The sequence below is a fragment of the Porphyromonas bobii genome, from assembly GCF_943169685.1.
Taxonomy (GTDB): domain Bacteria; phylum Bacteroidota; class Bacteroidia; order Bacteroidales; family Porphyromonadaceae; genus Porphyromonas; species Porphyromonas pasteri.
The window spans coordinates 1-22,508 of the sequence record NZ_CALPBU010000011.1 but is presented as its reverse complement, the minus strand read 5'-3'; the positions used below and the strand labels follow the sequence as shown (position 1 = coordinate 22,508).

Genomic DNA, 22,508 nt, shown 5'->3' with positions numbered 1-22,508 from the left:
ATATCCACTAACTAACAACAAACAAGATGAGAAAGACAATCAGCCGTATCTTGGGTCTTTCCGCCCTCCTCGCCCTGCTCCCCGCCTGTAGCCCACAGAGCGACGTAGAGGAGGCTACCCTGGATCTCTCCACCGAGACACTGACCTTCACTAAGGAGGCTTCAGAGCAGACCCTCACCGTCTCGACGAACAAGGAAAGTTGGTCCGCCCTCTCCCCACAGGAAGCCACCTGGCTAAGCCTCACACAGGAGGGTAATACTCTGAAGGTCCGTGCTGAGGCCAATGACCTGGGCAACGACCGCGTCGGCTCGGTCATCGTCAATGCTGGTGGCCTGCAGAAGCGCGTCACCGTCCGTCAGGCCTCTGGCGACGTCATCCTCGCCACCGACCTTGAGCGCCTTGTCTTCCCCATCGAAGGGGGTACGAAGAAGGTTGTCTTCGAGAGCAACACCACTGCTAAGGTGGAGATCGGAGCCGAAGCCTCTTGGCTCAAGCTCGCCGAAGTGACGAAGTCAAGCTTCACCCTCGCCGCTGAGCGCAACGAAAGTGATGCGCCCCGCTCGGTGAAGGTCGTCATCACAGCTGGTGCCCAGCTCAAGGAGATCGAGGTCACTCAGGATGGTGCCAACCAGTACGTCCTGCCCCTGCAGCAGTTCCCCGCAGGGCTCAAGGATGTCATCCGCTTCGAGCGTGGCCGTCTGAGCGAGCTGACGCGTAGCTTCACCCGTGGTAGTGCCGTCGTCTTCCGCTATGCTACGCAGAGCGAGCTCTTCCCTCTGATCGAGTATGAGTTCGAGCACGAGCGTAGCAAGGGCTTCCAGGCCACGATCCAGCTCTGTCTCGATGACAAGACGGTGAAGGACAATCCTACCTTCGTCGCCTACCTGCAGGGTCGTGGCTATCAGAAGTCCGACGCTCTGAGCAATGCAGGTCAGGACGTCTATGTACACAGCTCCCTTCCCTACAACCTCAATGTAGCCTTCGACTCCTCGGGTGAAGCACTCCTCGAGACGGTCTATATGCCCCGTCAGCCTAAGGCTTACAAGACCTTCGACCACCTGCCTATGAAGCAGCTGCTGGCTCTGAACTGTGACCGCGGTCGTGGTATCCACGGCTACAAGCGAGATGATGTCGCTAAGAAGGAAGTCGAATGGAAGGGCGAACTCGATGTGAAGGACCCCCGCGCTAATCGCGAAGACTACCAGCGCTTCATCGCTAAGGGTTCGCTCGAAGGTGAGTCTCACCGTGGCTACTTCTACCTCCAGCCCAGCGAAGATATCCCTGCTGATGACCCCTTTGTAGGCGAAGTCTTCACGACGCAGGCCATCTTCGCCGACGTCACGCTCGGCTTTTGGACCGACCCTCTCGGCAAGTCTTATGTGACGAGGGAGATGGAGCAGCTCCTCAAGGATAATGGCTACAACTACCTCCGTACGCTCAATGGTGGCTTCGTCGCCTACTACAATGCTGCAGAGAAGGCTGCTTACATCCTGCACCCTGCTCAGCTGGATGGTAAGCCCGTCCTTGAGATCCAGACCTTCCTCGTTGAGCTGCCTGGTGGTGCTGGCTCTGCTCCCCGCCTGAAGGCTGCTAAGAAGGAAAACCTCTTCGAGCGCCGTGCTCGTATCGTAGAGACCATCAGCCGTCATCTGCAGAAGACGCGTCTCCTCCAGTCCCGCCGCTGATCCACATTCACTCGTGCTGGCGGGCACCTCCCGCCAGCACGCTCCAAATTACCTACTTCTAATATGAAGCATCTACTGAACCTACTTGGTGCCCTCGCGCTCCTCATGCTCCTCCCCTCCTGTCAAGGGCAGAGCGATGTGGAGGAGGCTACCCTGGATCTCTCCGCAGAGAGCTTGACTTTTGCGAAAGAAGCCGGCGAACAGACCGTGACTATCTCGACGAATCGTGATACTTGGATGTCCTTCTCCCCGCAAGAGGCCTCTTGGATTACCCTTCGTCAGGAAGGTAATACCCTCCATGTGAAGGCCGAGGCTAACGAGATGGGCCGTGAGCGTACAGGTGCTGTCATCGTCAATGCTGGTGGTACCCAGCGTCGTATCTCCGTTCGCCAGAGTGCTGCTGATATTCTGCTTCAGCCCGAGACCATGCAGATCTCCTTCTTCCGTGAAGGGGGGCGTAAGACGGTGAGCCTTAAGACGAATGCAGCTGATCTACGTGTCGATCTGGCCCCTGGCACAGACTGGCTGACGGTCGAGTCACAGAGTCGTGACGGCTTCACCCTCGTGGCAAAGCCTACGACGGAGAAGCTTCGCCGCACGACCAAGGTGACTATCGCCAGCGGCAATAGCGTCCAAGAGCTCGCTGTAGAGCAGGAGGGCTCACTGCCCTATGTCTTGCCCCTGCTTACCTTCCCAGCACGTCTTGGCGAGGTGATGCAGTATGAGCAGGGTCGAGGGCATATCATGGTGCGCGTCCCCGATGGGTTCTCGAGCAATGCCTCCTATCGGTTCATGACCCGTAGTAAGCTCATCCCTTATATTGAGTACCAGTACAGCCAGGACAACGATGAGGTCTACTATGCTACTCGTACGCAGTGTACCGATATCTCGCTGGTCAAGGACAATCCCGACTTCGAAGCCTTCCTCCTCGAGTATGGCTTCACTCGCGATCATGAAGAGAAGGCAGGCAAGGTGATTGTCTATACGAAGAAGGACTTCCCAGCACTCCTCTCCGTCGTCTTCGGGACAGATGATGCTTCCATCCGCACGGTCTATCTGGCTATCCAGGATAAGGCTTATCCCACCTTCACTAAGCTCCCGATGCATCGTCAAGATGCCTTCCTCGGCAGTCGTCCTTTAGGCAAGCTTGGAGCCTCGCAGGATGAGGTGCGTGCTCAGGAGAAGACTTGGAAGAGCAGCTTGGATACGAAGATCAGTGAGCCTGGATACGATCGCTTCATCCCTGAGTCTACTACGGGAGATCGTGAGACCGAGCTGCTTCGTGGCTACTTCTACACGACAGCTGATGCAGAGATCCCCGAGGGTGACCCCTATATCAATCATGTCCAAGGGCTGCAGGCCGCGTATGCTGATCTGAGTCTGGCCTTCTGGCGTGACCCCGTCGGTAAGCTCCATCTGACGCGTGAAGTCATGGAATTTATGGCTGCTGCGGGCTTCCCCTTCTATGGTACGTTCCCTGGCGGGAATGAAGCCTTCTTCAACAAGAAGACAGGTAAGGCCTATATCTTCACACCTGTGAAGGAGGGCGGGAAGTCGATCCTTGAGATCCAGTGCTACTATGACAAGCCTTCGGCTGATGCTTCGGCTATCCGTAGCTCGCTGGAGCGCCATCTCTCTCGTCGCAAGAAGTAGCCCTATGCCATCCGATCAATCTTCATTATAATCTCCATACACACCACAAGAGTCACACAGCACACACAGCACTACCACCACTAAGGACACCACAGCAAGATGCATCGCCCGATCGTGCATCTCACGGTGGGTGACTCACCTCCAGCCCACCGCCTCCCATGACCCGCATCTCGCAGCCGTGGGAGGGGTTAGCCCCCCTCCCATAGGCTGATGGAGATGAAGACAAGTAAGCCCTTCATCTCCATCTTCCCTCTGGCTCGCATACCCGCCTCACTAACCTCGGGATGCCCGCCCAACGATCTTCCCTCCTGCGCCCCTCGTGGTGAAGTCCCTTCCAGCGACAGGCGCCTTAGTCTAAACACACATATAAGACTACGACAATGAAACGATCTATACTGACCCTGTCACTTCTCTCGGCACTGGCCGTTACCTCCTGTCAGCGGGATTTCGATGAAGTGACACCTCAGAGAGAGCCTCAGGCCTCTGAGACCGGTAGCCCCACTACACCCGCTCGTGCCTTCCTGTCTACCCAAGGGGCAGAGGCTGGGGTCCTCTATTTCCGCATCCAGCGCTCAGCCAAGAGCAGCCTTCGTGCCTTCGATGCTAATGGCGCTTCGATGAGTTCTTTGCCCTCGCAGATGGCTCAGTCCCTGCGTAGCATCGGCACCGAATCCCTCGAGCCCCTCTTCCCCATTGACCCACGCTTCGAGGAACGTATGCGCCGTGAAGGTCTGGACCTTTGGTACGTCGTCCGCTTCAATAAGCAGCAGGACCTCCAGGGGGCTATGCAGACCCTTGCCTCTACGCCCGAGATCGAATACACTGAGCCCGTCTACGAGATCGCTCGTCCTACGGGCAAGGCTGTAGCTGTCGATGCTCCTCATAGAAGCGATGCTCCCGCAGCTCCCTTCGATGACCCTATGCTCGGCGACCAATGGCACTACAACAATACCGGCCGCTTCCCTCGCAGCGTCGCTGGTGCTGACATCGGCCTCTTCAAGGCTTGGGAAAAGGAAACAGGTAAGCCTAACGTCATCGTCGCTATCACCGACGGTGGTATTGATATCACCCATCCAGACCTCAAGGACAACCTCTTCGTCAATCAGAAGGAGCTCAATGGTCAGGAAGGTGTCGACGATGATGGCAACGGCTTCATCGACGATATCAACGGCTTCAACTTCATCCACAACAATGGTAAGATCTATCCCGACGATGAGTCCCACGGTACGCACGTCGCAGGTACGGTCGCAGCTCGCAACAACAATGGTATCGGTGTCGCTGGTATCGCTGGGGGTGATGGTACCGAAGGCTCTGGGGCTCGCCTGATGAGCTGTCAGATCTTCGGGGGCGAACGTGAAGGCGGTAACAGCGCCAACGCTATCGTCTACAGTGCCAATAACGGTGCTGTCATCAGCCAGAACTCTTGGGGCTATATCTACAAGGCCAACATCACCGCTATCCCTCAGAGCCAGAAGGCTGCTATCGACTACTTCATCAAGTACGCTGGCTGCGACAAGGATGGTAATCAGCTACCCAACTCGCCTATGAAGGGTGGGGTAGTCATCTTCGCTGCGGGTAATGACGGGCTGGACTACCGCTCCTTCCCAGGGGCTTATCCTCCTGTCGTGGCCGTCGGTTCGATGGCTCCTGACTGGAAGTCTGCCTACTACTCCAACCGTGGGGACTGGGTCGATATCACCGCTCCTGGTGGTGACGCTCACTATCCTCAGGGTGAAGTCCTCAGTACGCTCTCTAAGAAGATTACGGGTAAGGACTACGGCTATATGCAGGGTACCTCGATGGCTTGTCCTCACGTATCTGGTATCGCCGCCCTTATCGTCTCGCACTTCGGCCGCCAGGGCTTCACGAACGTCGAGTGTCAGCAGCGCCTGCTCGGTGCTCTGAAGGCTCAGAATATCGATGCGCTCACGGGCTACCCAGGTCGTATGGGTCGTGGCTATATCGATGCTTCGGCTGTCTTCGCTGAAAATAAGGGCAAGGCTCCTGCTAAGGTCTCTCAGATCAATGTCGACGAAGTCTCCTTCGTCACGGCCAACATCTCTTGGGCTGCTGTCAGCGACGAAGACGATGATGCGCCTGTCGAATACAACGTCTACCTCTCCGAAAAGGAGATCACCGATGCTAATGCAAAGGATGTCCACTATGCCAAGATCAATGCTACGGGCTATGCTGCTGGCACGAAGATGTTCCTCCCGCTGAGTGCTCTGACGGAGAATACCACCTATCATATCGCTATCGAAGCTATCGACCGCTGGGGCCTCAAGTCGGGCCTGACGATGGGTCAGTTCAAGACGAAGAAGAATAATCCTCCTGTGCTGACGCTCTCTACCGACAAGAAGATCCGCGTCTCTGCTCTCACGAAGGAAACCTTCTCTGTCACGTTCTCTGATCCCGACCAGCAGAAGGTCAGCATCAATGTCGCTGGTGAGACCCGTGGGGTGAGCTATCAGGTCAGCGGTGACAAGGTCATCTTCTCGCTGCGTGCTGTAGCTCCCGTCGGCAATCACGAGATCAAGGTCACCGCTACCGACGTCCTCGGGGCAAAGACCGAGCTGACGATCCCCTTCGAAGTCTACACCTATAAGGCTCCTGCCTTCATCGCCTCCCTCGGCAACCACGTCGTCGGGATGGGCCAGTCCACGATGGTAGAGGTAGCACCTTCGCTCGAGAAGAGTGACGGCGTGACTATTACCTACAAGGCCAGCGTCGCTGACGGCTCTATCGCTTCGGCCGCTATCGCCGAAGATGGTAAGCTCACGATCCGTGGTCTGAAGACGGGTACGACTCAGGTCCAGGTAGAGGCCTCCGATGGTATCAGCACGCCCGTGCAGACGTCTATCCCTGTACGTGTCGTCAAGGATGCCTCTGAGCCCGTCTACTCAGTCTATCCTATCCCCGCTACGACGGAGCTGAACATCGTGCTGAATCCCGCTATCCAGCGCGCCAACATCCAGATCTACTCCCTCTCCGGTGTCAAGGCTCTTGACCGTGACTACACCGTCGCTGGGATCGGTAAGGTAAAGCTCCTCGTCAAGAACCTCGCCCCAGGCGCCTACACGCTCCGTGTGCAGTCCGCTCAGGGTAGCTACACTAAGGCTTTTGTCAAGAAATAACGCATCCTACCTATGAATACCAAAGCATCTATCCTGCTGCTCGCAGCTGGCCTCTGCGCTACCTCCACGCTGCAGGCCCAGAAGATCAAGGGGACACGTGCCCTGCCTATCCTCGAGTATGCTCAGAGCGCGCAGACAGCAGCCCTCGGGGGAAACCACTATGGTGAGAGCGATGTATCTCATCTCTACACCAACCCCACCTCGCTCCTCTACGGCGAGACGGTCCTCTCTCTCGGTGGCGGTCTTCGTACCCTCGGCAAGGTCGAGGGCTTCGACGGCACGAATAACCTCTACAATGCTTCGCTCGGCATCTGCGTCGGACGTCATGCCTTCTTCGGCGGCTTCCGCTATCTCGGTGGTATGAAGTACACGCCGATCGACCAGAATGAGAACGCTAAGAAGAAGACGCGCCAGCTCTTCGACTACACCGTCGACCTCGGCTACGCTATCCGTATGGGCGTCTTCTCTGCCTACGCTAAGGGGAGCTACGTCTACACCGACCAAGGGGCTGCTGCCTCAACGATGGTCTTCGGTGGGGGCGTCTTCCTCCGCAGTAGCGAAGAGCCATCCGCTACGGGGATGAATTTCATCCTCGGTGCGAAGGTCGATAACCTTGGTGCGAAGTACAAGCAGAGCGCCAAGAGTAGCTCGACCTATGCCCCCGCCTATGCGGGCGCCGGTGGTGAGATCAGCTACGGCATCAGCGGTGAGCATCGTCTGGCCCTCGGCGCAGGCGTAGACTACTTCTTCGCTCCTTCGAATGCCGCATCAAGTGCTATCCACTTCGGTGGGGAATACCTCTACCACCAGCTCGTAGCACTGCGTGCCGGCTATCAGTATGATACCAATGGTGCGAAGGGCGTGAGTGCAGGGCTCGGCCTGCGCTTCAAGCCCTTAGCCCTCGATGCCACGTATATGGCACCGACCTACTCTGGAGGGAAATCCTCTCTCTGGGTTACAGTTGGCCTAAGTTTATAGGCAAGCTGCGGTTTGTTTGTTAGTGAGTAGGCGCAGGGATCTCTCGTAGGTCCCTGCGTCTACCTATTTTATGTCCTCGGCGAAGGGGTATCGCGAGCTGCGACATCGTGCACGTAGCTTCTCTCAACACCAATGGTGGGAGGAGGCACGCTCTTTCTCTGGATTTATCTTGACTCTCAACAGCTATTCTTCCCGAGGACTATGGGTTTATCCTTCGCACCAATAGGGATAGCCTTATATCCACGCACGTAGATTTATCATCCACGTGCGTGGCTTATATGATCTCCGTGCGTAGCTCTAAAGACTACGTACCAAGATATAGGCATATCAGTATTGTTTCATGCTTCCTCCACTGCAGAGGATAAAGATTCGTCGTGGAGCTGGTAGGTGATTTTAGTAGAGGAATGCTCTATAGCCTCGAGCTGTTTGCTACAAAAGGAAACGCTCCCCTACCTCCGAGTGAGGTAGGGGAGCGCTTCGCTTTGCTGTAAGGGGGCGACTTAGTGGCGCGTGTAGATGATACCTGAGGCCACTTCCTTTGCCTTCTCTTCTCCAGCGAGAGCGGTGATGATCTCGAGGGCGAAGTCGAAGGTATAGCCCGCGGACTTAGCCGTGATGATGTGCCCGCTCTTGACGACGGGAGCTTCGGAGACTTTAGCACCCTTCAGGTTCTTCTCAAAGCCTGGGTAGGCGATAGCTTCCTTCCCCTCGAGGAGGTCAGCACCACCGAAGACGGAGGGTGCGGCGCAGATAGCGCAGAGGAGCTTGCCTTCTTGGTGAGCTTCGCGGATGAGCTGATGCAGACGCTGTGAAGCGTCGAGGTTCGTCACACCAGGGAGCCCGCCAGGGAGGACGAGTGCAAGGACGTCATCATTGTAGACCTCGCTGATAGAAAGGTCGGCCTGGATGGCGATACCATGTGCCCCCGTGACGTTGGGCTCCAGACCGACGGCCACGATGTGCGTGGGCAGGCCTGCACGGCGCAGGAGGTCGATCGTCCCGATGGCCTCGATTTCTTCAAAGCCTTCCGCAAGGAAGACGTACACGTTCTTAGACATATGAATAACTTGGTATAAAGGTTAGCCGGTCTTAGGCGCGGATCTTGAAGTGGTAGGTGATACTACCTTCTTGTTCGTCAGAGCCAGGCACGGCATTGAAGCGCGTCTTACGTGCCGCCTCAAGGGCAGCGGCACGGACGGAGGGATCAGCGATGTTGGTCCCTGGCGCGATGGTAGCACGGATCACCGAGCCATTGCCATCGACGACGATGCGCACACGCACGTTGCCCTCGACAGCACGCTGTACGTGTGGGGCGACGAGAGCGCCGCCATTGCTGATGATCTTACGTCCAGAGAGTGCATAGCTGGAGGGGCTTCCGTTGGGATCCCCCTGATTGCCCGAGCCCGAGGCAGCCGTACCTTGGCTACCAGCTTGCCCAGCCTGCTTACCGAAGGCACCCGCTACGGAGTTGCCTATCTGCTGGCTTTGGGCACGACGGGAGGCTGCGAGAGCTTCTGCAGCTCGCTGTGCAGCCTCTGCCTTGGCCTTAGCTTGGCGCTCGGCCTCAGCGCGTCGGGTAGCCTCTACCTGCAGGCTCTGCTCATGCTGCTGAGTCTGTAGGGGCTGGTCTACCTCACGAGTGCGTGGGGTGGGGCGCTGCGCCTTGGGCTGTGGCGCAGGTGGCGTGGGAGGAGTAGGGGGAGCGACCTTGGGAGGGGCTGCTACCTTAGGAGCGGGCTCAGTGACGTCGGGTGTACCTCCAGGCTCGATGGCCCCTGCAGCAGAGGCCACGTTGCCCACATTGACCGCGATGAGTACCTCCGTTGGCTTGGGGGCAGGGCGGTCATTGCTGAGCTTGAGGACCCAGAGTAGGAGGAGGAAGAGGACGTGGCAAGCCACAGTCACCAGGGCGGCGACGGCTCCACGGCGTGGGGCGGCGGGATCGGTCTGTGGCATGAGGCTTATTGGACTGGCTCGCTCTCGGCACGCGTCGCCAGGACTACCTTGAGGGAAGCCTGAGCAGCGGCGTTGATGACGGCGACGACCTCCTTGTAGGGCACGGTCTCATCAGCCTGTACGGAGACGAAGGCCTCGGGGTGCTCTGCGGCGAAGATACCCAGCTGCTCCTTGAGCTGGTCACGGGTAAGTTCGGTGGGGGTGCCGCGGTCGATCGAGAGATAATAATGCAGGTCGGGGGTCAGCGTGACGCGTGCGGAGGGCGTCTCGGGAGCCGACTGAGGGGCGGAGGTAGGGAGGGTGACCTTGATCGTATTGGGTACGATGATCGTGCTGGTCACCAGGAAGAAGATCAGCAGGAGGAAGATGACGTCCGTCATCGAGGCCATGCTGAAGGTGTCTGCGACTTTGGTCTTACGCTTGAGTGCCATGCGTTCGTGGGTAAGGTGAGATGGGCTACAGCTCAGGGCTTAGTGCACCTCGTTGAGCATGTCCATGAACTCCATCGTCTTAGTCTCCATCTTACCACCGACCTTGTCAAGCTCTGCGACGAGGTAGTTGTAAGCGAAGAGCGCCACGATACCGACGACAAGACCACCGACAGTGGTCACAAGCGCTTCGTAGATACCGCCCGAGAGGAGTGCTACGTCGACGCCGCCTGAGCCAGCGTTAGCCATGTCGAAGAAGGCACGTACCATACCGGTGACCGTACCGAGGAAGCCGATCATAGGAGCACCGGCAGCGATGGTAGCGAGGATAGGAAGCCCCTTCTCCAGACGGCCGATCTCGATGTTACCTGCATTCTCGACGATCACGAGGACGTCAGACATAGGGCGACCGATACGGGTAAGACCCTTGCGGATCATACGTGCATAGGGGGTGTTGGTGTCCTCACAGAGCTTGATGGCAGAGGGCGTCTTGCCTTCGAGGACATAGTCCTTGATGCGCTCTACGAAGTACTTGTCTTCGCGACCTGCAGCACGGAGCTGGAGGTACTTCGATACGAAGATGTAGAGAGCCAGGAGCGAGAGTACGAGCAGGACGATCATGATCCAGCCACCCTTGGTAGCCAGGTCGAGGATAGAGAGAGAGGCCTGAGGAGCCGTGTCAGCGAGAGTCTGAGCCAGAGAGGCTGTTGCGGTTGTATCCACGTGAATTATAGTCGATATAAATGTGAAAGGATGGTTGCTTATGGGACGGTGCTACTTACCTGCGAGACAAGCGCGGTAGCGATGGATGGTCTCCTCGAGGCCGAGGTAGAGGGCATCGGAGATGAGTGCATGTCCGATGGAGACCTCGGAGAGGAAGGGGATGGATTCGGAGAAGAAGCGGAGATTCTCCAGACTGAGGTCGTGCCCTGCATTGAGCGCCAGCCCGAGGGAGCGAGCGTGCTCAGCAGCCTGGACGAAGGGAGCTATAGCCTTGGCGCGATCTGCAGGATAGTCCGAGGCGTAGGGCTCGGTATAGAGCTCGACACGATCGGTGCCAAGGGCAGCAGCTGCATCAAGGTTCTTGAGATCCGTGCCGACAAAGATCGAGGTGCGGATGCCCCAAGCGTGGAGCTGGCCGAGGATCTCTGTGAGGAAGTCGCGATGGCGAGCTACATCCCAGCCCGCATTACTCGTCAGAGCATCGGGGGCATCGGGCACTAAGGTCACCTGATGGGGGCGTACCTCTTCGACGAGATCCATGAAGGAGGGGATGGGGTTCCCCTCGATGTTGAACTCCGTCGTGACCACTCGCTTGAGGTCACGCACATCCTGATAGCGGATATGGCGCTCGTCAGGGCGTGGGTGGACGGTGATACCCTGTGCTCCGAAGCGCTCGCAGTCCAGCGCGACCTTGATGAGGTCGGGGACATTGCCGCCACGGGCATTGCGCAGGGTAGCTATCTTATTTACATTGACGCTTAGTTGAGTCATACGTCGAACTTTTATACATTTGTAGACAGGGCGAAGAGCCCCGAAATACAAAGTTAAGTTTATTTGACCTACCTACAATAACTTAACGCTTCTTCAGCCACCCCTATGTATAAGATAGCGCTCATCGCCTCCTCACACCTTGCGGCTCATGCCGCCCATCTTGCCGAGCTCCTTCACCTTCTTGATAGGCCTGATGTGAGCTTGTGGTGTGACCGTAGCTTCCACCGCACGCTGACCTCTGACTTCGATCTGCACCCCACGATAGCAGGTTATATACCAGCAGACTACAGTCCGCTGGATATGGACTTCGTCATCAGTCTGGGGGGAGATGGTACGCTGCTGCGTGCTGCCCGTAGGGTCTTTGCCGAAGGTACTCCCGTCTTGGGACTGAATATGGGGCGTCTGGGCTTCCTCACGGATCGCAGTGTCCAGGAGGCGCTCCCCCTCTTGTCTCGGCTCTTTGATGGCAGCTATACGACGGAGCGTCGTATGCTTCTCTCGGTGGAGGTCGATGGTGCGCACTATGGCGAGGCGCTCAATGATGTGGCGCTCCTCAAGCGTGAGACGGGCTCGATGATCACGCTGCACGCGCGACTTGCTGATACGGAGCTTGCCAGCTACGAGTGTGACGGGCTTGTGATCTCCACACCTTCGGGCTCTACGGCCTATTCGCTCAGTGCTTATGGCCCGCTGATGATGCCGCAGGTTCGGGCGATGCTTATCACACCTATTGCGCCTCACTCGCTGACGATGCGCCCCTTGGTCATCCCCGAGGACGAGACGATCGAGCTCACGGTCTCGGCGCGCAACAATACCTTCCTCATCGTGCTGGATGGGCAGACGAAGATCCTGCCTTGTGGTGCGAAGATCACCATCCGTAAGTCGGTCAATAGCCTTTGCCTCCTGCATCTCGACTCTCACTCCTTCACCGACACGCTCCGTAAGAAGCTCCTCTGGGCAGCCCCCGTACGTGAGTAAGCCCCTCACAGTAGCAAGAGGCTCTCGCCCTTATAGATAGAAATAAAGACTCCGCCCCAGACCCTGTCGTAGAGACTGGTCTGGGGCGGAGCTTTTCTTTTCGAAGGGGATTCGCTCCACGAGGGAGCGAGGTCTTCACTTAGCGACGGATACCGAGTTCCTTGATGATAGCACGGTAACGCTCGATGTCGATCTTCTGAAGGTAGTCGAGCATGCGACGACGCTTACCGATGATCATCTTGAGTGCGCGCTGAGTGCTGTAGTCCTTCTTGTTCTGCTGCAGGTGACCCGTCAGGTGGGCGATGCGGAAGGTGAAGAGGGCAATCTGGCTTTCAGGGCTACCCGTGTCCGTAGCGGACTTACCATACTTTTCGAAGAGCTCGGCCTTCTTAGCTGAATCTAAATACATACTTGTACTTGAGGAAATAGTGAAACAAAATACCGCCGTCGTCAGCTCGTCTTCTTCGTCCTGTGGGCTTGCCATAGGGTGCGGAAGCAGTCAGACGACGTACGGATCGTGGTGCAAAGGTACAATAAACTCTCCGAATGAACCACTTGAGACCATTGCGCAAGGCCATCTCTTCACAGCTCGTACTTCTCTCCTTCGCACTTCTCAGCCTAAAGACTCCAATTTTCGGGGGAAGAAGGTACGAGTAATGAAGAGGTGGTATTGCGCAATGTTCTCATATATAGGCGTATGGGTTCGCGGGTAGAGCTATATAGGATGGCGAAGAAAGCTATATAGCTTTGTGAAGTGACCTATATTAGAGTTGTTGCTCCGCGCAGGGATAAAAGTTGTGGACGAGTGGTAGATAAGTTTGGACTACGTGCGTGGCTCTAATATCTACGTACGTGGATATTTGGATTTACGTGCCTGGTCTTTAAGACTACGTGCATAGACAGAGGAAAACCACTACGGGAAGGCGCTTTTTCCTTCACGAGAAGGATACTTTTCCCTCCGCTGGATAAGAGGAATACTCGCGATAAGGCGAAAGGCTTGTGTATCCCTTCGGAGAGGCATATTGGGGAGATGGGTGTGCACTACTCTATGCCGCGCCGTAAATGAGCCATTTGCTATCCCGAAGTGTTGTATAGCAAACAACTTATAAACTCATTAGAAGATGACAACACGATCCATCCCCCATCTGATCATCGGCTTCGGGAAGGCTGGCAAGACCTTGGCAGCTGATCTGGCGAAGCACGGTGAGTCCGTGATCCTCGTAGAGCAAAGCCCTGCGATGTATGGCGGTACTTGTATCAACATTGGCTGTATCCCCTCCAAGCTCCTGCTGGTCGAGGGCGAGAAGAGCGCTCGTCTTACGGATAAGTCTGCTGCCTTCCAGGCTGCGATGCAGCGCCGTGAGCAGCTGACCTCCGCCCTCAGAGCAGCCAACTATAATAAGCTGGCTACGATCCCTGGCGTAGAGATCCTGACGGGTACGGCGCGCTTCCTCTCTCCGAATGTAGTCGAAGTCTTGACGGAAGATGGAGCTTGCCAGATCGAGGCAGAGCGCATCTATATCAATACCGGAGCGCGCCCAGCGACCTTGGCTCTTGAGGGAGCTGACGACAAGCGTATCTATGATAGCACGGGGCTCCTGCAGCTCGACTCGCTCCCCGCACGGCTGGTCATCATAGGCGGAGGCTATATCTCGCTGGAGTTCGCCTGTATGTATGCTGCCTTCGGGACTGAGGTGACGATCCTTGAGCAGGGGGATACTTTCCTCGCTCGTGAAGATCGCGATGTCGCCGAGGCAATGCTGGCGATGCTCGCCGACCGCGGTGTCAAGGTCGTCCTCCAAGCTGAGACGAAGCGCTTCATCTCGGCCGAAGAGGCCGTCACCGTAGTGACCTCGCAGGGTGAGTATGCGGCAGAGGCTGTCCTGGTGGCTATTGGCCGTCGCCCCAACGTAGAGGCGCTGCATCTTGAGGCCGCTGGAGTCCAGCTGACTTCTCGTGGCTTCATCCAGACGGATGAATATCTACGTGCTGCACCAAATATTTGGGCGATGGGCGATGTGGCGGGGAGTCCGCAGTTCACCTATGTCTCGTTGGATGATTACCGCATCGTTCGTGATCAGATCTTAGGCGAAGGGAAGCGTACGACGAAGGACCGCCTGCTACTGCCTACCAGCGTCTTCACTACACCTGCGCTCTCACAGGTCGGGATGACCGAGACGATGGCAGCCGCCTCGGGTCGCCCCTATGAAGTCAAGCGACTGCAGACCGTGGCTATCCCTAAGGCGAAGGTCCTTGGCGAGACGCACGGCTTGCTGAAGGCTATCGTCGATACCGAGACGGGCCTCATCCTCGGTGCTACGCTCTTCTGTCCCGAGGCACATGAGCTGATCAACCTGCTGAAGCTGGCGATGGATCATCAGATCCCAGCGGAAGCTCTGCGCACACAGATATTCACGCATCCCACGATCGCAGAGGCGCTGAACGATCTCTTCGCTCCTAACTAAAGAGCTTCGCTCTCTTTACCGCATACAAAAGGCTTCGCCCCAGATCCATCTCGTAGAGACGGATCTGGGGCGAAGCCTTTCTTGTGTCAGTGTGGCGACTGATACCCGTTAGTTCGGGTCATTCGTTGTCAGGTGACGAGGCGTATTCCCTGCACCCTGATAGGTGGTAGAGAAGAGGCGCAGTGCCTGGTAGGTGAGGTTCCAAGCCTTCTGCGTGAAGTCGTAGATGGCACCGCCTGGTGCAGGCTGTCCCTTCACACCATGACCATAGGTAAAGATGTCCCCGTTGACACCGCCATAGGCGAAGCCACGGCGGTAGAAGAGGTCGTCTGTGGTGTTGAACTTCTCGACGAGCTTAGCATTGTCGCCCACGACACCACTAATCTCCTTGGTGAGCAGGTCGGTAATGTAGTTCTCCTTCTCCGTGGTCATACCCCAGTGGAAGTTGATGCGGTCGACGTCAAAGGTGCTACGACGCGCACGATCATTGAGTACACTTCCATCCGCTACCTTGATATCCTTGTACAGACCAGCTGAGGCCAGCGTACGGGTGATGTAACCCTGCTGGAAGCTGGGATACTTCGTGCCGTCCCAGAGCTCTGTATCGACAGCTGCACGGAGGAGCTCGTTGCTTCCGTCGTACTTGCCCGTGGGGATAGGCGTGTCGTAGAGGTTCCCGACGAAGTACTTCCCGAGATAGACGGACTCGATATCGATGTACTTGATGTAGCGATTGTTCTGAGTGTCTGATCCGATGGGGCCCTTGTTGGGGCGTGCCGTGAAGCGCATGAGGCACTGGTAGGGGCTACGCTTAGAGTTGCCGAAGGAGTTGGGTTCGCGGTAGGCCAAGCGGTAGGCGTAGGAGAGGCCTTCACCCTGGTCCGTATTGCACCAGTCGATAGCATCAGTCGTGACGAAGTTGCGGTAGCCGAAGGTCGTAGGCTCTGCATTGGTCTTTGCGTAGGGGAGCTCGACTTCACGCACACGATAGCGACCTACCTGATTCTTGGGGTCATGGGCGAAGCGATCGTTATTCGTGTTGTCAAGGAACTCCATCGGAGAGTAGAGGCTCAGTAGCTCCATCCAGGGCTGTGTGAGGACCTTCACGAAGCCCTTATCGGTACTGCGCCCATTTTGGAGACCGTACTGCGTGATTCGCTTATTCGATACGAGGGGGATGTCCAGGTTCTTCGAGTTGTCAGCGACCCACTCCGTGTCGGGATTAGCTCCGAGGTATTCCTTGAGCAGGTAGCCTAGAGTCTGCTTGGGCTGCGTGTAGAACTCAGCATTGATCGTGTAAGCCTTGCCGAGCTTAAGCGCCTTGTCAGTACCCATGACAGGAGCGATGGTGTAGTTGGGAGCTGTGATTTCTGCGCCAGTAGTGGACTTTACCCCATTGGCGTAGATGTGCGTCTGGGCATAGCCTATAGCAGGACGATAGGTGTTCCCGACGGACTGAGTATAGTCAGTCGCCGTCTCGATCCCCTTGACGGGCATAGCCCATGTCACGATGACGTCTTCGGAGAGTGCACCGCCCTTTTTACAGAGGCGGTCGCCGTCGTAGGTAAAGGTCTTCTCGTAGAAGGGGGTGTAGTCGCGGCTACACATAGCGTTGGAGATCCACTTATTCCCCGTGTTGACGAAGTAGTCTTGGACGCTGAAGCCCGATGGCGTCATGCCGTCAGAGCGGCGGAGGGAGGCCTGGGAGAGGTCGATCTCACCGTCAAACTGCAGGGCATTTGAGCGGAGGGTGAATCCGCTGTACTGTATGTCCTGCTCACTGTTATTACGGATCGTGGTCGTCAGTAGGACACCCTGAGGCTTGAGTGCGATGACACCACTGGGGCGGAAGACGCGCTGCGAATTTTCCGTACGGTTGTAGGTCAAGGTGATCCAGCCAGAAGCGTAGGGGACAGGAAGGTCTACTTCGTTAGCGATGCCACCAGGTCCGACGGCCTGACGCGTCTTCGTGACGTCAGTCGTAGCTGCCTTGGAGATGCCTACTACCTTCAGATGCTTGGTTTGGGGATCGAAGCTATCCCCCCCAGCGACGATGAGTACGGAGAGCTTAGCCTGATTATTCTTGATATCCTCCTCGCTGATGCCTAAGGGGAGATTGATGTCGAACGAGGCGATCAGCTCATAGGCTTGCTTTCTCGTGTTGTAGCTCCATGTAGCCTTCTCGTAGGTGAACTGTGCTTGCTTGCCCGTAGCTTCCACCTTGTAGATCATCAAGAGATCACGGGTGGGGTGGTTGGCGATGGTGAGCGTCTTGTTGTACTTAGCGATCTTGCTCTTGTTGCCAGAGGCCTGACCCTCGTCTCCGAGGATATCCTTGGAGGAGTCTTGGATGTTGTAGGTCACCTCAGAGTTGCGGGGATCCCAGTCCAGGGAGCGACCTGAGGTCTGTGGATCTTCCAGCGTCTTGGCATCATAGGTGAGGAGCGTACTCTCAAGAGCAACTGAGATGGGCACTTCTACGTGTGGTTCCTCCTGATTGGGATCAATAGGAGCATCACCATTCTTACTGCAGGAGCTTGCTACGATAGACAGGGCAGCAAGAAGGAGTCCTGAGCGAAAAATACGATTCATTGTAGGGGTAAGATATTTAAAACAATATGCTTGGATCTGACTTAGAGAGCTTCTCCTTCTTCGAAATCTTCAAAGTCGGCGTCTCCTGAGAACTGGATGAGGAGGCTCACTGTGGCCTCGATCTCAAAGAACTCAGCTTTAGGGGCGAGGTAATCTGATAAGTGGTTCATCGTGAAAAAATAAGATTGGGGTATATGGAAGACGATTATGCGTCTCCCGCTCTATATTCTTAAGTGGGATATGTGAGAGGACTGGGCGCTCTACTACCCGTCATCCAGAGAGATGTTCCTCCAAGGAGACGCAGGGATGTAGTCGATGAGCTACCGAAAAAAAGTGAAGGGGAAGCATGGTGTACAGATAGCTGCTTGACCATGCGAGAGACTTGAATCAGGGAGGGAGGGGGACTTGCTATACCTTCGGTCGCTTACAATGGCTCGGAGACATAGAAGGGAAGTGTCGCCAAGCTCAAGCTGGGGGGAGGTCACCGCTATGAGCGGTCACGCAAGTGGAAGGTATGTGGTGTGAGTGATATCTGCTTCGCTCTAACAAGTAGGGCTTTTGTCCATACGCAATGTGATCAATACTATCCTATCTTGAGGTGCAGACCTAAGTGGCCTGCTCTCGCTATATCAACGTATGGCTATGTGTGGGTGGTATATATATTCCGATTATTTTTTACGATCTCACTGCTTCCCCCCTTTGTATGTAAAGAAAGTGCCTTGTCTTAGAGAGGTAAACTCCCTCAAGACAAGGCACTTTTTATTGTGAGTACGGATTATGCGCGGGTAAAAATCATTAAGGAGTCTTCAGCAGGCGCTGGATCTCGCTGAGCTTATTCAGGGCTTCCAGCGGCGTGAGGCTGTTGATGTCCACCATCAGCAGGCGCTCGCGGATGTCGGAGAGTACGGGGTCGTCAAGCTGGAAGAAGCTCATTTGCACGCCACCCGTGATATTGCTGTTGGGCTCTGTGACGCTGGGTGTAGCGGCTCGGCTGACGTTGACCTCGGTGCTGAGGCCCGTGACTTCGTGGATGTGAGCGGACTCGAGCTGGCCGAGGATGTCAGTGGCACGGTCGGTGATGCTACGTGGCATACCGCCGAGGCGCGCAACCTGGATACCGAAGCTATGTTCGCTCCCCCCGCGGACGAGCTTGCGAAGGAAGAGCATACGCCCGTCGATCTCGCGGGCGGAGACGTTGTAGTTCTTCACGCGCTCGAGACGACCCTCGAGGTCATTGAGCTCGTGGTAGTGCGTAGCGAAGAGGGTCTTGGGGCGCCCGTGGGGATTGTCGTGCAGGTACTCGATGATGGCCCAAGCTATGGAGATCCCATCGTAGGTGCTGGTGCCACGGCCCAGCTCGTCGAAGAGGACGAGGGAGCGAGGCGTGAGGGCGTTGAGGATGCTGGAGGCTTCCTGCATCTCGACCATGAAGGTCGATTCGCCACGGGAGATATTGTCCGAGGCTCCGACACGGGTGAAGATGCCATCGGTGAGCCCGAGGTGGGCAGCTTCGGCAGGGACGAAGGAGCCGATCTGCGCTAAGAGCACGATGAGGGCGGTCTGACGAAGGAGGGCGGACTTACCGCTCATGTTCGGCCCGGTGATGACCATAATCTGCGTCTCTTCGTTGTCGAGGTGTACGTCATTCGGTACGTAGCTCTGCCCGAAGGGGAGCTGCTTCTCGATGACGGGGTGGCGCCCAGCACGGATATCGATGACGAAGCCATCATCGACGACGGGGCAGGCGTAGCGCTCCGTGACGGCCACTTCGGCGAGCGAACTGAGGCAGTCCAGCTCAGCGATGACGCGGGCATCCTGCTGCAGTGGGCGGACGAAGCGCGAGAGGCGTACAAGAAGCTCGCTATAGAGACGCCCTTCGAGGCTGGCGATACGCTCTTCGGCGCCGAGGATCTTCTCCTCGTACTCCTTGAGCTCGGGGAAGATGTAGCGCTCGGCGTTGGCGAGCGTCTGCTTGCGTGTCCAGTCTTCGGGTACCTTATCATTGTGGGTGGAGCGCACCTCGATGTAGTAGCCGAAGACATTATTATAGGAGACCTTGAGTGAGGGGATACCCGTGCGCTCACTCTCGCGGCGCTGGAGCTCCAGGAGGTATTCCTTGCCGTGGGAGGAGAGGCAACGGAGTTCGTCCAGCTCGCTATTCACTCCTGGGGCGATGGTGATGCCACGACCGAGAGCGGCGGGTGGCTCTTCGGTCAGCGTGTGCTCGATGTCGGAGATGAGCTCGCCCATAGGCTGCAGGCGACTGGCTATCTTCTGCAGCTCAGCTGAGTCGCTGGAGGCGAGGAGTGAGCCGATCTGCTCGACTTGGCCGAGGGAGGTGGCCAGCTGGCGTACCTCACGAGGGGAGATACGCCCGACGACGGCCTTCGATGCCATACGCTCGAGGTCCCCGATACCGATGAGGAGCTCGCTGGTCGTGCGACGCAGGTCAGCCGTACGTACGAGATCCGTCACGACCGACTGGCGGCGGTGAATCTCGGTGAGGTCGATGAGGGGGAAGGAAAGCCAGTGGCGGAGCAGGCGTCCACCCATAGCCGTCTGGGTGTGGTCGATGATGTCGAGGAGGCTCTTGCCCTCCTCGCGGTTCATCGGAGAGAGGATCTCCAGACTGCGGAAGGTGAAGCTATCGAGACGCATGTAGCTCAGGCGGTCGATGCTTCGAAGTGTGGTGATGTGCCCGATCTCGTGGTGGCTCGTCAGCTCGAGATAATTGAGGATAGCCCCAGCAGCTGCGATAGAGGCGGGGCGCTGCTCGAGGCCTAAGCCCTTGAGACTCTGCACACCGAAGTGGGCGGTGAGCTTGCGACGGTTGTTCTCCACAGCAAAGCTCCAGTCCTCGACCTCGAAGATGAAGCCTCGATAGCCGATGACCTTGTCGAAGAGGCTACGGCTCGTGCGCTCAACGAGTACCTCCTTGGGCTGGTAGGAGCTGAGGAGCTTCTCGAGGTGCTCGGGGGTGCCTTCGGAGACGATGAATTCGCCCGTCGAGATATCCAGCAGGGAGACGCTCCCCATGGCACCATCGCTGGAGAGCCATACGGCAGCCAGATAGTTGTTCTCCTTGCTTCTGAGGACGTTGTCGCCGAGTACGACTCCTGGGGTGACGAGCTCCGTGATGCCACGCTTGACGAGCTTCTTCGTCAGCTTGGGATCCTCGAGCTGGTCGCAGATAGCCACACGACGCCCCGCGCGAACGAGCTTCGGTAGGTAGGTGTCGAGGGCATGGTGGGGGAAGCCCGCCAGCTCTACGTGCATCGCAGAGCCGTTAGCTCGCTTGGTGAGCGTGATGCCGAGGATCTCGGCGGCGGCTATGGCGTCATCGCTGAAGGTCTCGTAGAAGTCACCGACACGGAAGAGCAGGATAGCATCGGGGTGCTTAGCCTTGAACTCCATGTACTGCTTCATCATCGGGGTCTCTGCGATCTTCTTTGCCATAGTGCGCTTGTGGGGCTTTACTCTGAGGGGGATAGGGGAGAGGAGGGGGGGTTACTGGGCATCTTGGGGCAGGACGTCACGGAGGAGGTCAGCGAAGAACTCCCCACGGGTCAGGCGCCCATTGTCGACGACGACGCACTCGACCTCGCCGCGTGCAGCGAGGCTCCCGTCGAGGTGCAGGATATCCTGATAGAAGACGAGCTTGGGCGCACGCATAGCACAGCGGAGTGCCGAGCGGTAGTGGTCGCCACTGCGCAGGCTCTTCTTATAGGAGATAGATACTTTGGTGACGAAGGCATCCAGGCCATCTTCGTGCATCTTGCCGAAGTTCACGCCCAGGCTCTCGAGGAACTCATGTCGCGTATGCTCCATGTAGTGCTGGTAGTTGGCGTTGTTGACGACGCCCTGTAGGTCGCACTCGTAGTCGCGCACCTTCATCTCGAGGGTGAATAGATATTCCAATGGAGTAGTCTTGATTAGTTTGTCTTCCCCGTAGGCTGGGGCGGTATGGGGTGCCGAAGGTCTGTGGCGGGGCCCTTCCTTACCCTATAATATTGTACGAATGAATGCGGTGCCACACGGGTGCAAAGGTACGGCAAAAGTGTGAGTGCCTGCCTATCGAGCCACAAGCGTAGAGCTCTTTAGCAGGAAGCTACGCGTCCCCTCTGATCGCCAATAGCGAAGCGAGCACTGTGCAGGCAATAGACCGCACAGTGCTTGCTTCGCTTAGCTGGACTTCGCCAGAGCGAATTGGGAGCGCGTTAGATCGGCATATAGAAGAGACCATTGCGCAAGGCCATCTCTTCACAGCTTGCACTTTCCTCCTTCGAACTTCTCAGCCTAAAGCCTCCGATTTGCGAAGGAAGAAGGTACGAGTAATGAAGAAGTGGTCTTGCGCAATGATTCCATATATAGCTATATGGGTGCATGGTAGAGCTATATAGGATGGCGAAGAAAGCTATATAGCTTTGTGAAGTGACCTCTAAGAGTTGTTGCTCTGCGTAGGGATAAAAGTTGCAGACGAGTGGTAGATAAGTTGGGGCTACGTACGTGGTCTTAAAATCTACGTACGTGGATATTTGGATTTACGTGCCTGGTCTTTAAGACTACGTACATAGATAAATGAAACCCACTACGTGAAGGTGCTTTTTTCTTCACGAGAACGATGCTTTTTCCTCCGCTGGATAAGATGAATACTCGCGATAAGGCGAAGGGCTTGTGTATCGCTTCGGAGAGGTATATCGGGAAGCTTGGCGTGCGATGCCTTAGCTGAATAAATGAGACCATTGCACGGCATTTCAAAGGTGTACAGGATTTTAACCATTTCGTATGCCGTTGACATTTAGTATCTTCATAACCAAAACAATCGTATAGCTATGCCTACCAAACAAACCGAATCCGCTCCGAGCTTCCTGCAAGTTTATACGCAGGTGCGCCGCGACCGTATGAAGCACTCGTTCCTCCGACAGATCAGCGCTTGCGTTGACTGGCGAGGTATTCGCACACTACTCAACAAGAAGTATACAAAGACCCAGAACGCCACAGGAAATCCAGCCTATGATGCCTTGATGATGTTCAAGATCCTACTACTTCAGACCTGGTACGGCCTGAGTGATTACGAAGTCGAAGAACGGATCAACGACTCCCTCCTCTTCAGCGAATTCCCCCTCTTGGATATGGGCCTTCCAG

16 protein-coding genes and 1 pseudogene are annotated in these 22,508 nt (G+C 56.5%); 7 read left to right on the top strand and 10 right to left on the bottom strand.

Going from position 1 to position 22,508, the window contains the following annotated elements; genetic code table 11:
- Positions 1 to 26: 26 nt before the first annotated feature.
- The 4 genes from KO088_RS08705 to KO088_RS08690 all read left to right on the top strand — a co-directional run bounded on the left by KO088_RS08705 (position 27) and on the right by KO088_RS08690 (position 7,450).
- The gene (locus tag KO088_RS08705; protein ID WP_215494411.1) at positions 27 to 1,685 is read left to right on the top strand and encodes a BACON domain-containing protein; all 1,659 of its coding nucleotides are present in this window, start codon (positions 27 to 29) and stop codon (positions 1,683 to 1,685) included.
- A gap of 63 nt (positions 1,686 to 1,748) precedes the next feature.
- Entirely contained in the window at positions 1,749 to 3,338 is a 1,590-nt protein-coding gene (locus KO088_RS08700; RefSeq protein WP_215494410.1) for a BACON domain-containing protein, read from the top strand.
- 380 nt (positions 3,339 to 3,718) lie between these two features.
- Positions 3,719 to 6,472, top strand: a complete 2,754-nt coding sequence (locus KO088_RS08695) for a S8 family serine peptidase (protein ID WP_215494409.1) — start codon at positions 3,719 to 3,721, stop codon at positions 6,470 to 6,472.
- A 12-nt stretch (positions 6,473 to 6,484) separates the two neighbouring features.
- Positions 6,485 to 7,450, top strand: coding sequence for a PorV/PorQ family protein (locus KO088_RS08690; protein WP_215494408.1), 966 nt, complete (start codon positions 6,485 to 6,487; stop codon positions 7,448 to 7,450).
- A 500-nt stretch (positions 7,451 to 7,950) separates the two neighbouring features.
- Here KO088_RS08690 and KO088_RS08685 read toward each other — a convergent pair whose 3' ends face one another.
- From KO088_RS08685 to KO088_RS08665, 5 genes are all read right to left on the bottom strand, one after another.
- On the bottom strand, positions 7,951 to 8,508 hold the full coding sequence (locus KO088_RS08685; RefSeq protein WP_215494407.1) for a DJ-1 family glyoxalase III: 558 nt from the start codon (positions 8,506 to 8,508) through the stop codon (positions 7,951 to 7,953).
- 31 nt (positions 8,509 to 8,539) lie between these two features.
- Positions 8,540 to 9,406 carry an energy transducer TonB family protein gene (locus tag KO088_RS08680; protein WP_215494406.1) on the bottom strand — a complete coding sequence of 289 codons (867 nt, stop codon included), beginning with the start codon at positions 9,404 to 9,406 and terminating at the stop codon, positions 8,540 to 8,542.
- A gap of 5 nt (positions 9,407 to 9,411) precedes the next feature.
- Complete coding sequence (locus KO088_RS08675; RefSeq protein ID WP_009432200.1) at positions 9,412 to 9,837, bottom strand: ExbD/TolR family protein; 426 nt, start codon at positions 9,835 to 9,837, stop codon at positions 9,412 to 9,414.
- A gap of 39 nt (positions 9,838 to 9,876) precedes the next feature.
- Positions 9,877 to 10,533, bottom strand: coding sequence for a MotA/TolQ/ExbB proton channel family protein (locus KO088_RS08670; RefSeq protein WP_410524607.1), 657 nt, complete (start codon positions 10,531 to 10,533; stop codon positions 9,877 to 9,879).
- A gap of 75 nt (positions 10,534 to 10,608) precedes the next feature.
- Positions 10,609 to 11,328 carry a pyridoxine 5'-phosphate synthase gene (locus KO088_RS08665; RefSeq protein WP_215494405.1) on the bottom strand — a complete coding sequence of 240 codons (720 nt, stop codon included), beginning with the start codon at positions 11,326 to 11,328 and terminating at the stop codon, positions 10,609 to 10,611.
- Between the two features lie 105 nt (positions 11,329 to 11,433).
- Here KO088_RS08665 and KO088_RS08660 point away from each other — a divergent pair, with 105 nt between their 5' ends.
- Positions 11,434 to 12,306, top strand: a complete 873-nt coding sequence (locus KO088_RS08660; RefSeq protein WP_215494404.1) for an NAD(+)/NADH kinase — start codon at positions 11,434 to 11,436, stop codon at positions 12,304 to 12,306.
- A 139-nt stretch (positions 12,307 to 12,445) separates the two neighbouring features.
- On the opposite strand, the gene rpsO is transcribed toward KO088_RS08660, so the two are convergent.
- The gene (rpsO, locus tag KO088_RS08655; protein ID WP_009432203.1) at positions 12,446 to 12,715 is read right to left on the bottom strand and encodes a 30S ribosomal protein S15; all 270 of its coding nucleotides are present in this window, start codon (positions 12,713 to 12,715) and stop codon (positions 12,446 to 12,448) included.
- Between the two features lie 712 nt (positions 12,716 to 13,427).
- Here rpsO and KO088_RS08650 point away from each other — a divergent pair.
- Positions 13,428 to 14,771, top strand: coding sequence for an FAD-dependent oxidoreductase (locus KO088_RS08650; protein ID WP_215494403.1), 1,344 nt, complete (start codon positions 13,428 to 13,430; stop codon positions 14,769 to 14,771).
- Positions 14,772 to 14,879: 108 nt separating this feature from the next.
- Here KO088_RS08650 and KO088_RS08645 read toward each other — a convergent pair whose 3' ends face one another.
- From KO088_RS08645 to KO088_RS08635, 4 genes are all read right to left on the bottom strand, one after another.
- Positions 14,880 to 17,363 (bottom strand): hypothetical protein, encoded by a 2,484-nt coding sequence (locus tag KO088_RS08645; RefSeq protein WP_215494402.1) that lies wholly within the window; start codon positions 17,361 to 17,363, stop codon positions 14,880 to 14,882.
- A 41-nt stretch (positions 17,364 to 17,404) separates the two neighbouring features.
- Positions 17,405 to 17,533: a hypothetical protein gene (locus KO088_RS08875; protein WP_285814633.1), complete on the bottom strand. Its 129-nt coding sequence runs from the start codon at positions 17,531 to 17,533 to the stop codon at positions 17,405 to 17,407.
- A 625-nt stretch (positions 17,534 to 18,158) separates the two neighbouring features.
- Complete coding sequence (gene mutS / locus KO088_RS08640) at positions 18,159 to 20,819, bottom strand: DNA mismatch repair protein MutS (protein ID WP_215494401.1); 2,661 nt, start codon at positions 20,817 to 20,819, stop codon at positions 18,159 to 18,161.
- 51 nt (positions 20,820 to 20,870) lie between these two features.
- Positions 20,871 to 21,257 carry an acyl-CoA thioesterase gene (locus tag KO088_RS08635; RefSeq protein ID WP_215494418.1) on the bottom strand — a complete coding sequence of 129 codons (387 nt, stop codon included), beginning with the start codon at positions 21,255 to 21,257 and terminating at the stop codon, positions 20,871 to 20,873.
- Positions 21,258 to 22,300: 1,043 nt separating this feature from the next.
- Between KO088_RS08635 and KO088_RS08630 the strand changes: the two are divergent.
- Positions 22,301 to 22,508: pseudogene (locus KO088_RS08630) on the top strand (transposase); the annotation flags it as partial.

Excerpts from the sequence above, each read along its gene's own strand:
- KO088_RS08695 (WP_215494409.1), top strand. The coding sequence starts at position 3,719 with ATGAAACGATCTATACTGACCCTGTCACTTCTCTCGGCACTGGCCGTT.
- KO088_RS08660 (WP_215494404.1), top strand. The coding sequence starts at position 11,434 with ATGTATAAGATAGCGCTCATCGCCTCCTCACACCTTGCGGCTCATGCC.
- rpsO (WP_009432203.1), bottom strand. The coding sequence starts at position 12,715 with ATGTATTTAGATTCAGCTAAGAAGGCCGAGCTCTTCGAAAAGTATGGT.
- mutS (WP_215494401.1), bottom strand. The coding sequence starts at position 20,819 with ATGGCAAAGAAGATCGCAGAGACCCCGATGATGAAGCAGTACATGGAG.
- KO088_RS08705 (WP_215494411.1), top strand. The coding sequence starts at position 27 with ATGAGAAAGACAATCAGCCGTATCTTGGGTCTTTCCGCCCTCCTCGCC.
- KO088_RS08875 (WP_285814633.1), bottom strand. The coding sequence starts at position 17,533 with ATGAACCACTTATCAGATTACCTCGCCCCTAAAGCTGAGTTCTTTGAG.
- KO088_RS08675 (WP_009432200.1), bottom strand. The coding sequence starts at position 9,837 with ATGGCACTCAAGCGTAAGACCAAAGTCGCAGACACCTTCAGCATGGCC.
- KO088_RS08700 (WP_215494410.1), top strand. The coding sequence starts at position 1,749 with ATGAAGCATCTACTGAACCTACTTGGTGCCCTCGCGCTCCTCATGCTC.
- KO088_RS08680 (WP_215494406.1), bottom strand. The coding sequence starts at position 9,406 with ATGCCACAGACCGATCCCGCCGCCCCACGCCGTGGAGCCGTCGCCGCC.
- KO088_RS08690 (WP_215494408.1), top strand. The coding sequence starts at position 6,485 with ATGAATACCAAAGCATCTATCCTGCTGCTCGCAGCTGGCCTCTGCGCT.
- KO088_RS08650 (WP_215494403.1), top strand. The coding sequence starts at position 13,428 with ATGACAACACGATCCATCCCCCATCTGATCATCGGCTTCGGGAAGGCT.
- KO088_RS08665 (WP_215494405.1), bottom strand. The coding sequence starts at position 11,328 with ATGACTCAACTAAGCGTCAATGTAAATAAGATAGCTACCCTGCGCAAT.
- KO088_RS08635 (WP_215494418.1), bottom strand. The coding sequence starts at position 21,257 with ATGAAGGTGCGCGACTACGAGTGCGACCTACAGGGCGTCGTCAACAAC.
- KO088_RS08685 (WP_215494407.1), bottom strand. The coding sequence starts at position 8,508 with ATGTCTAAGAACGTGTACGTCTTCCTTGCGGAAGGCTTTGAAGAAATC.
- KO088_RS08645 (WP_215494402.1), bottom strand. The coding sequence starts at position 17,363 with ATGAATCGTATTTTTCGCTCAGGACTCCTTCTTGCTGCCCTGTCTATC.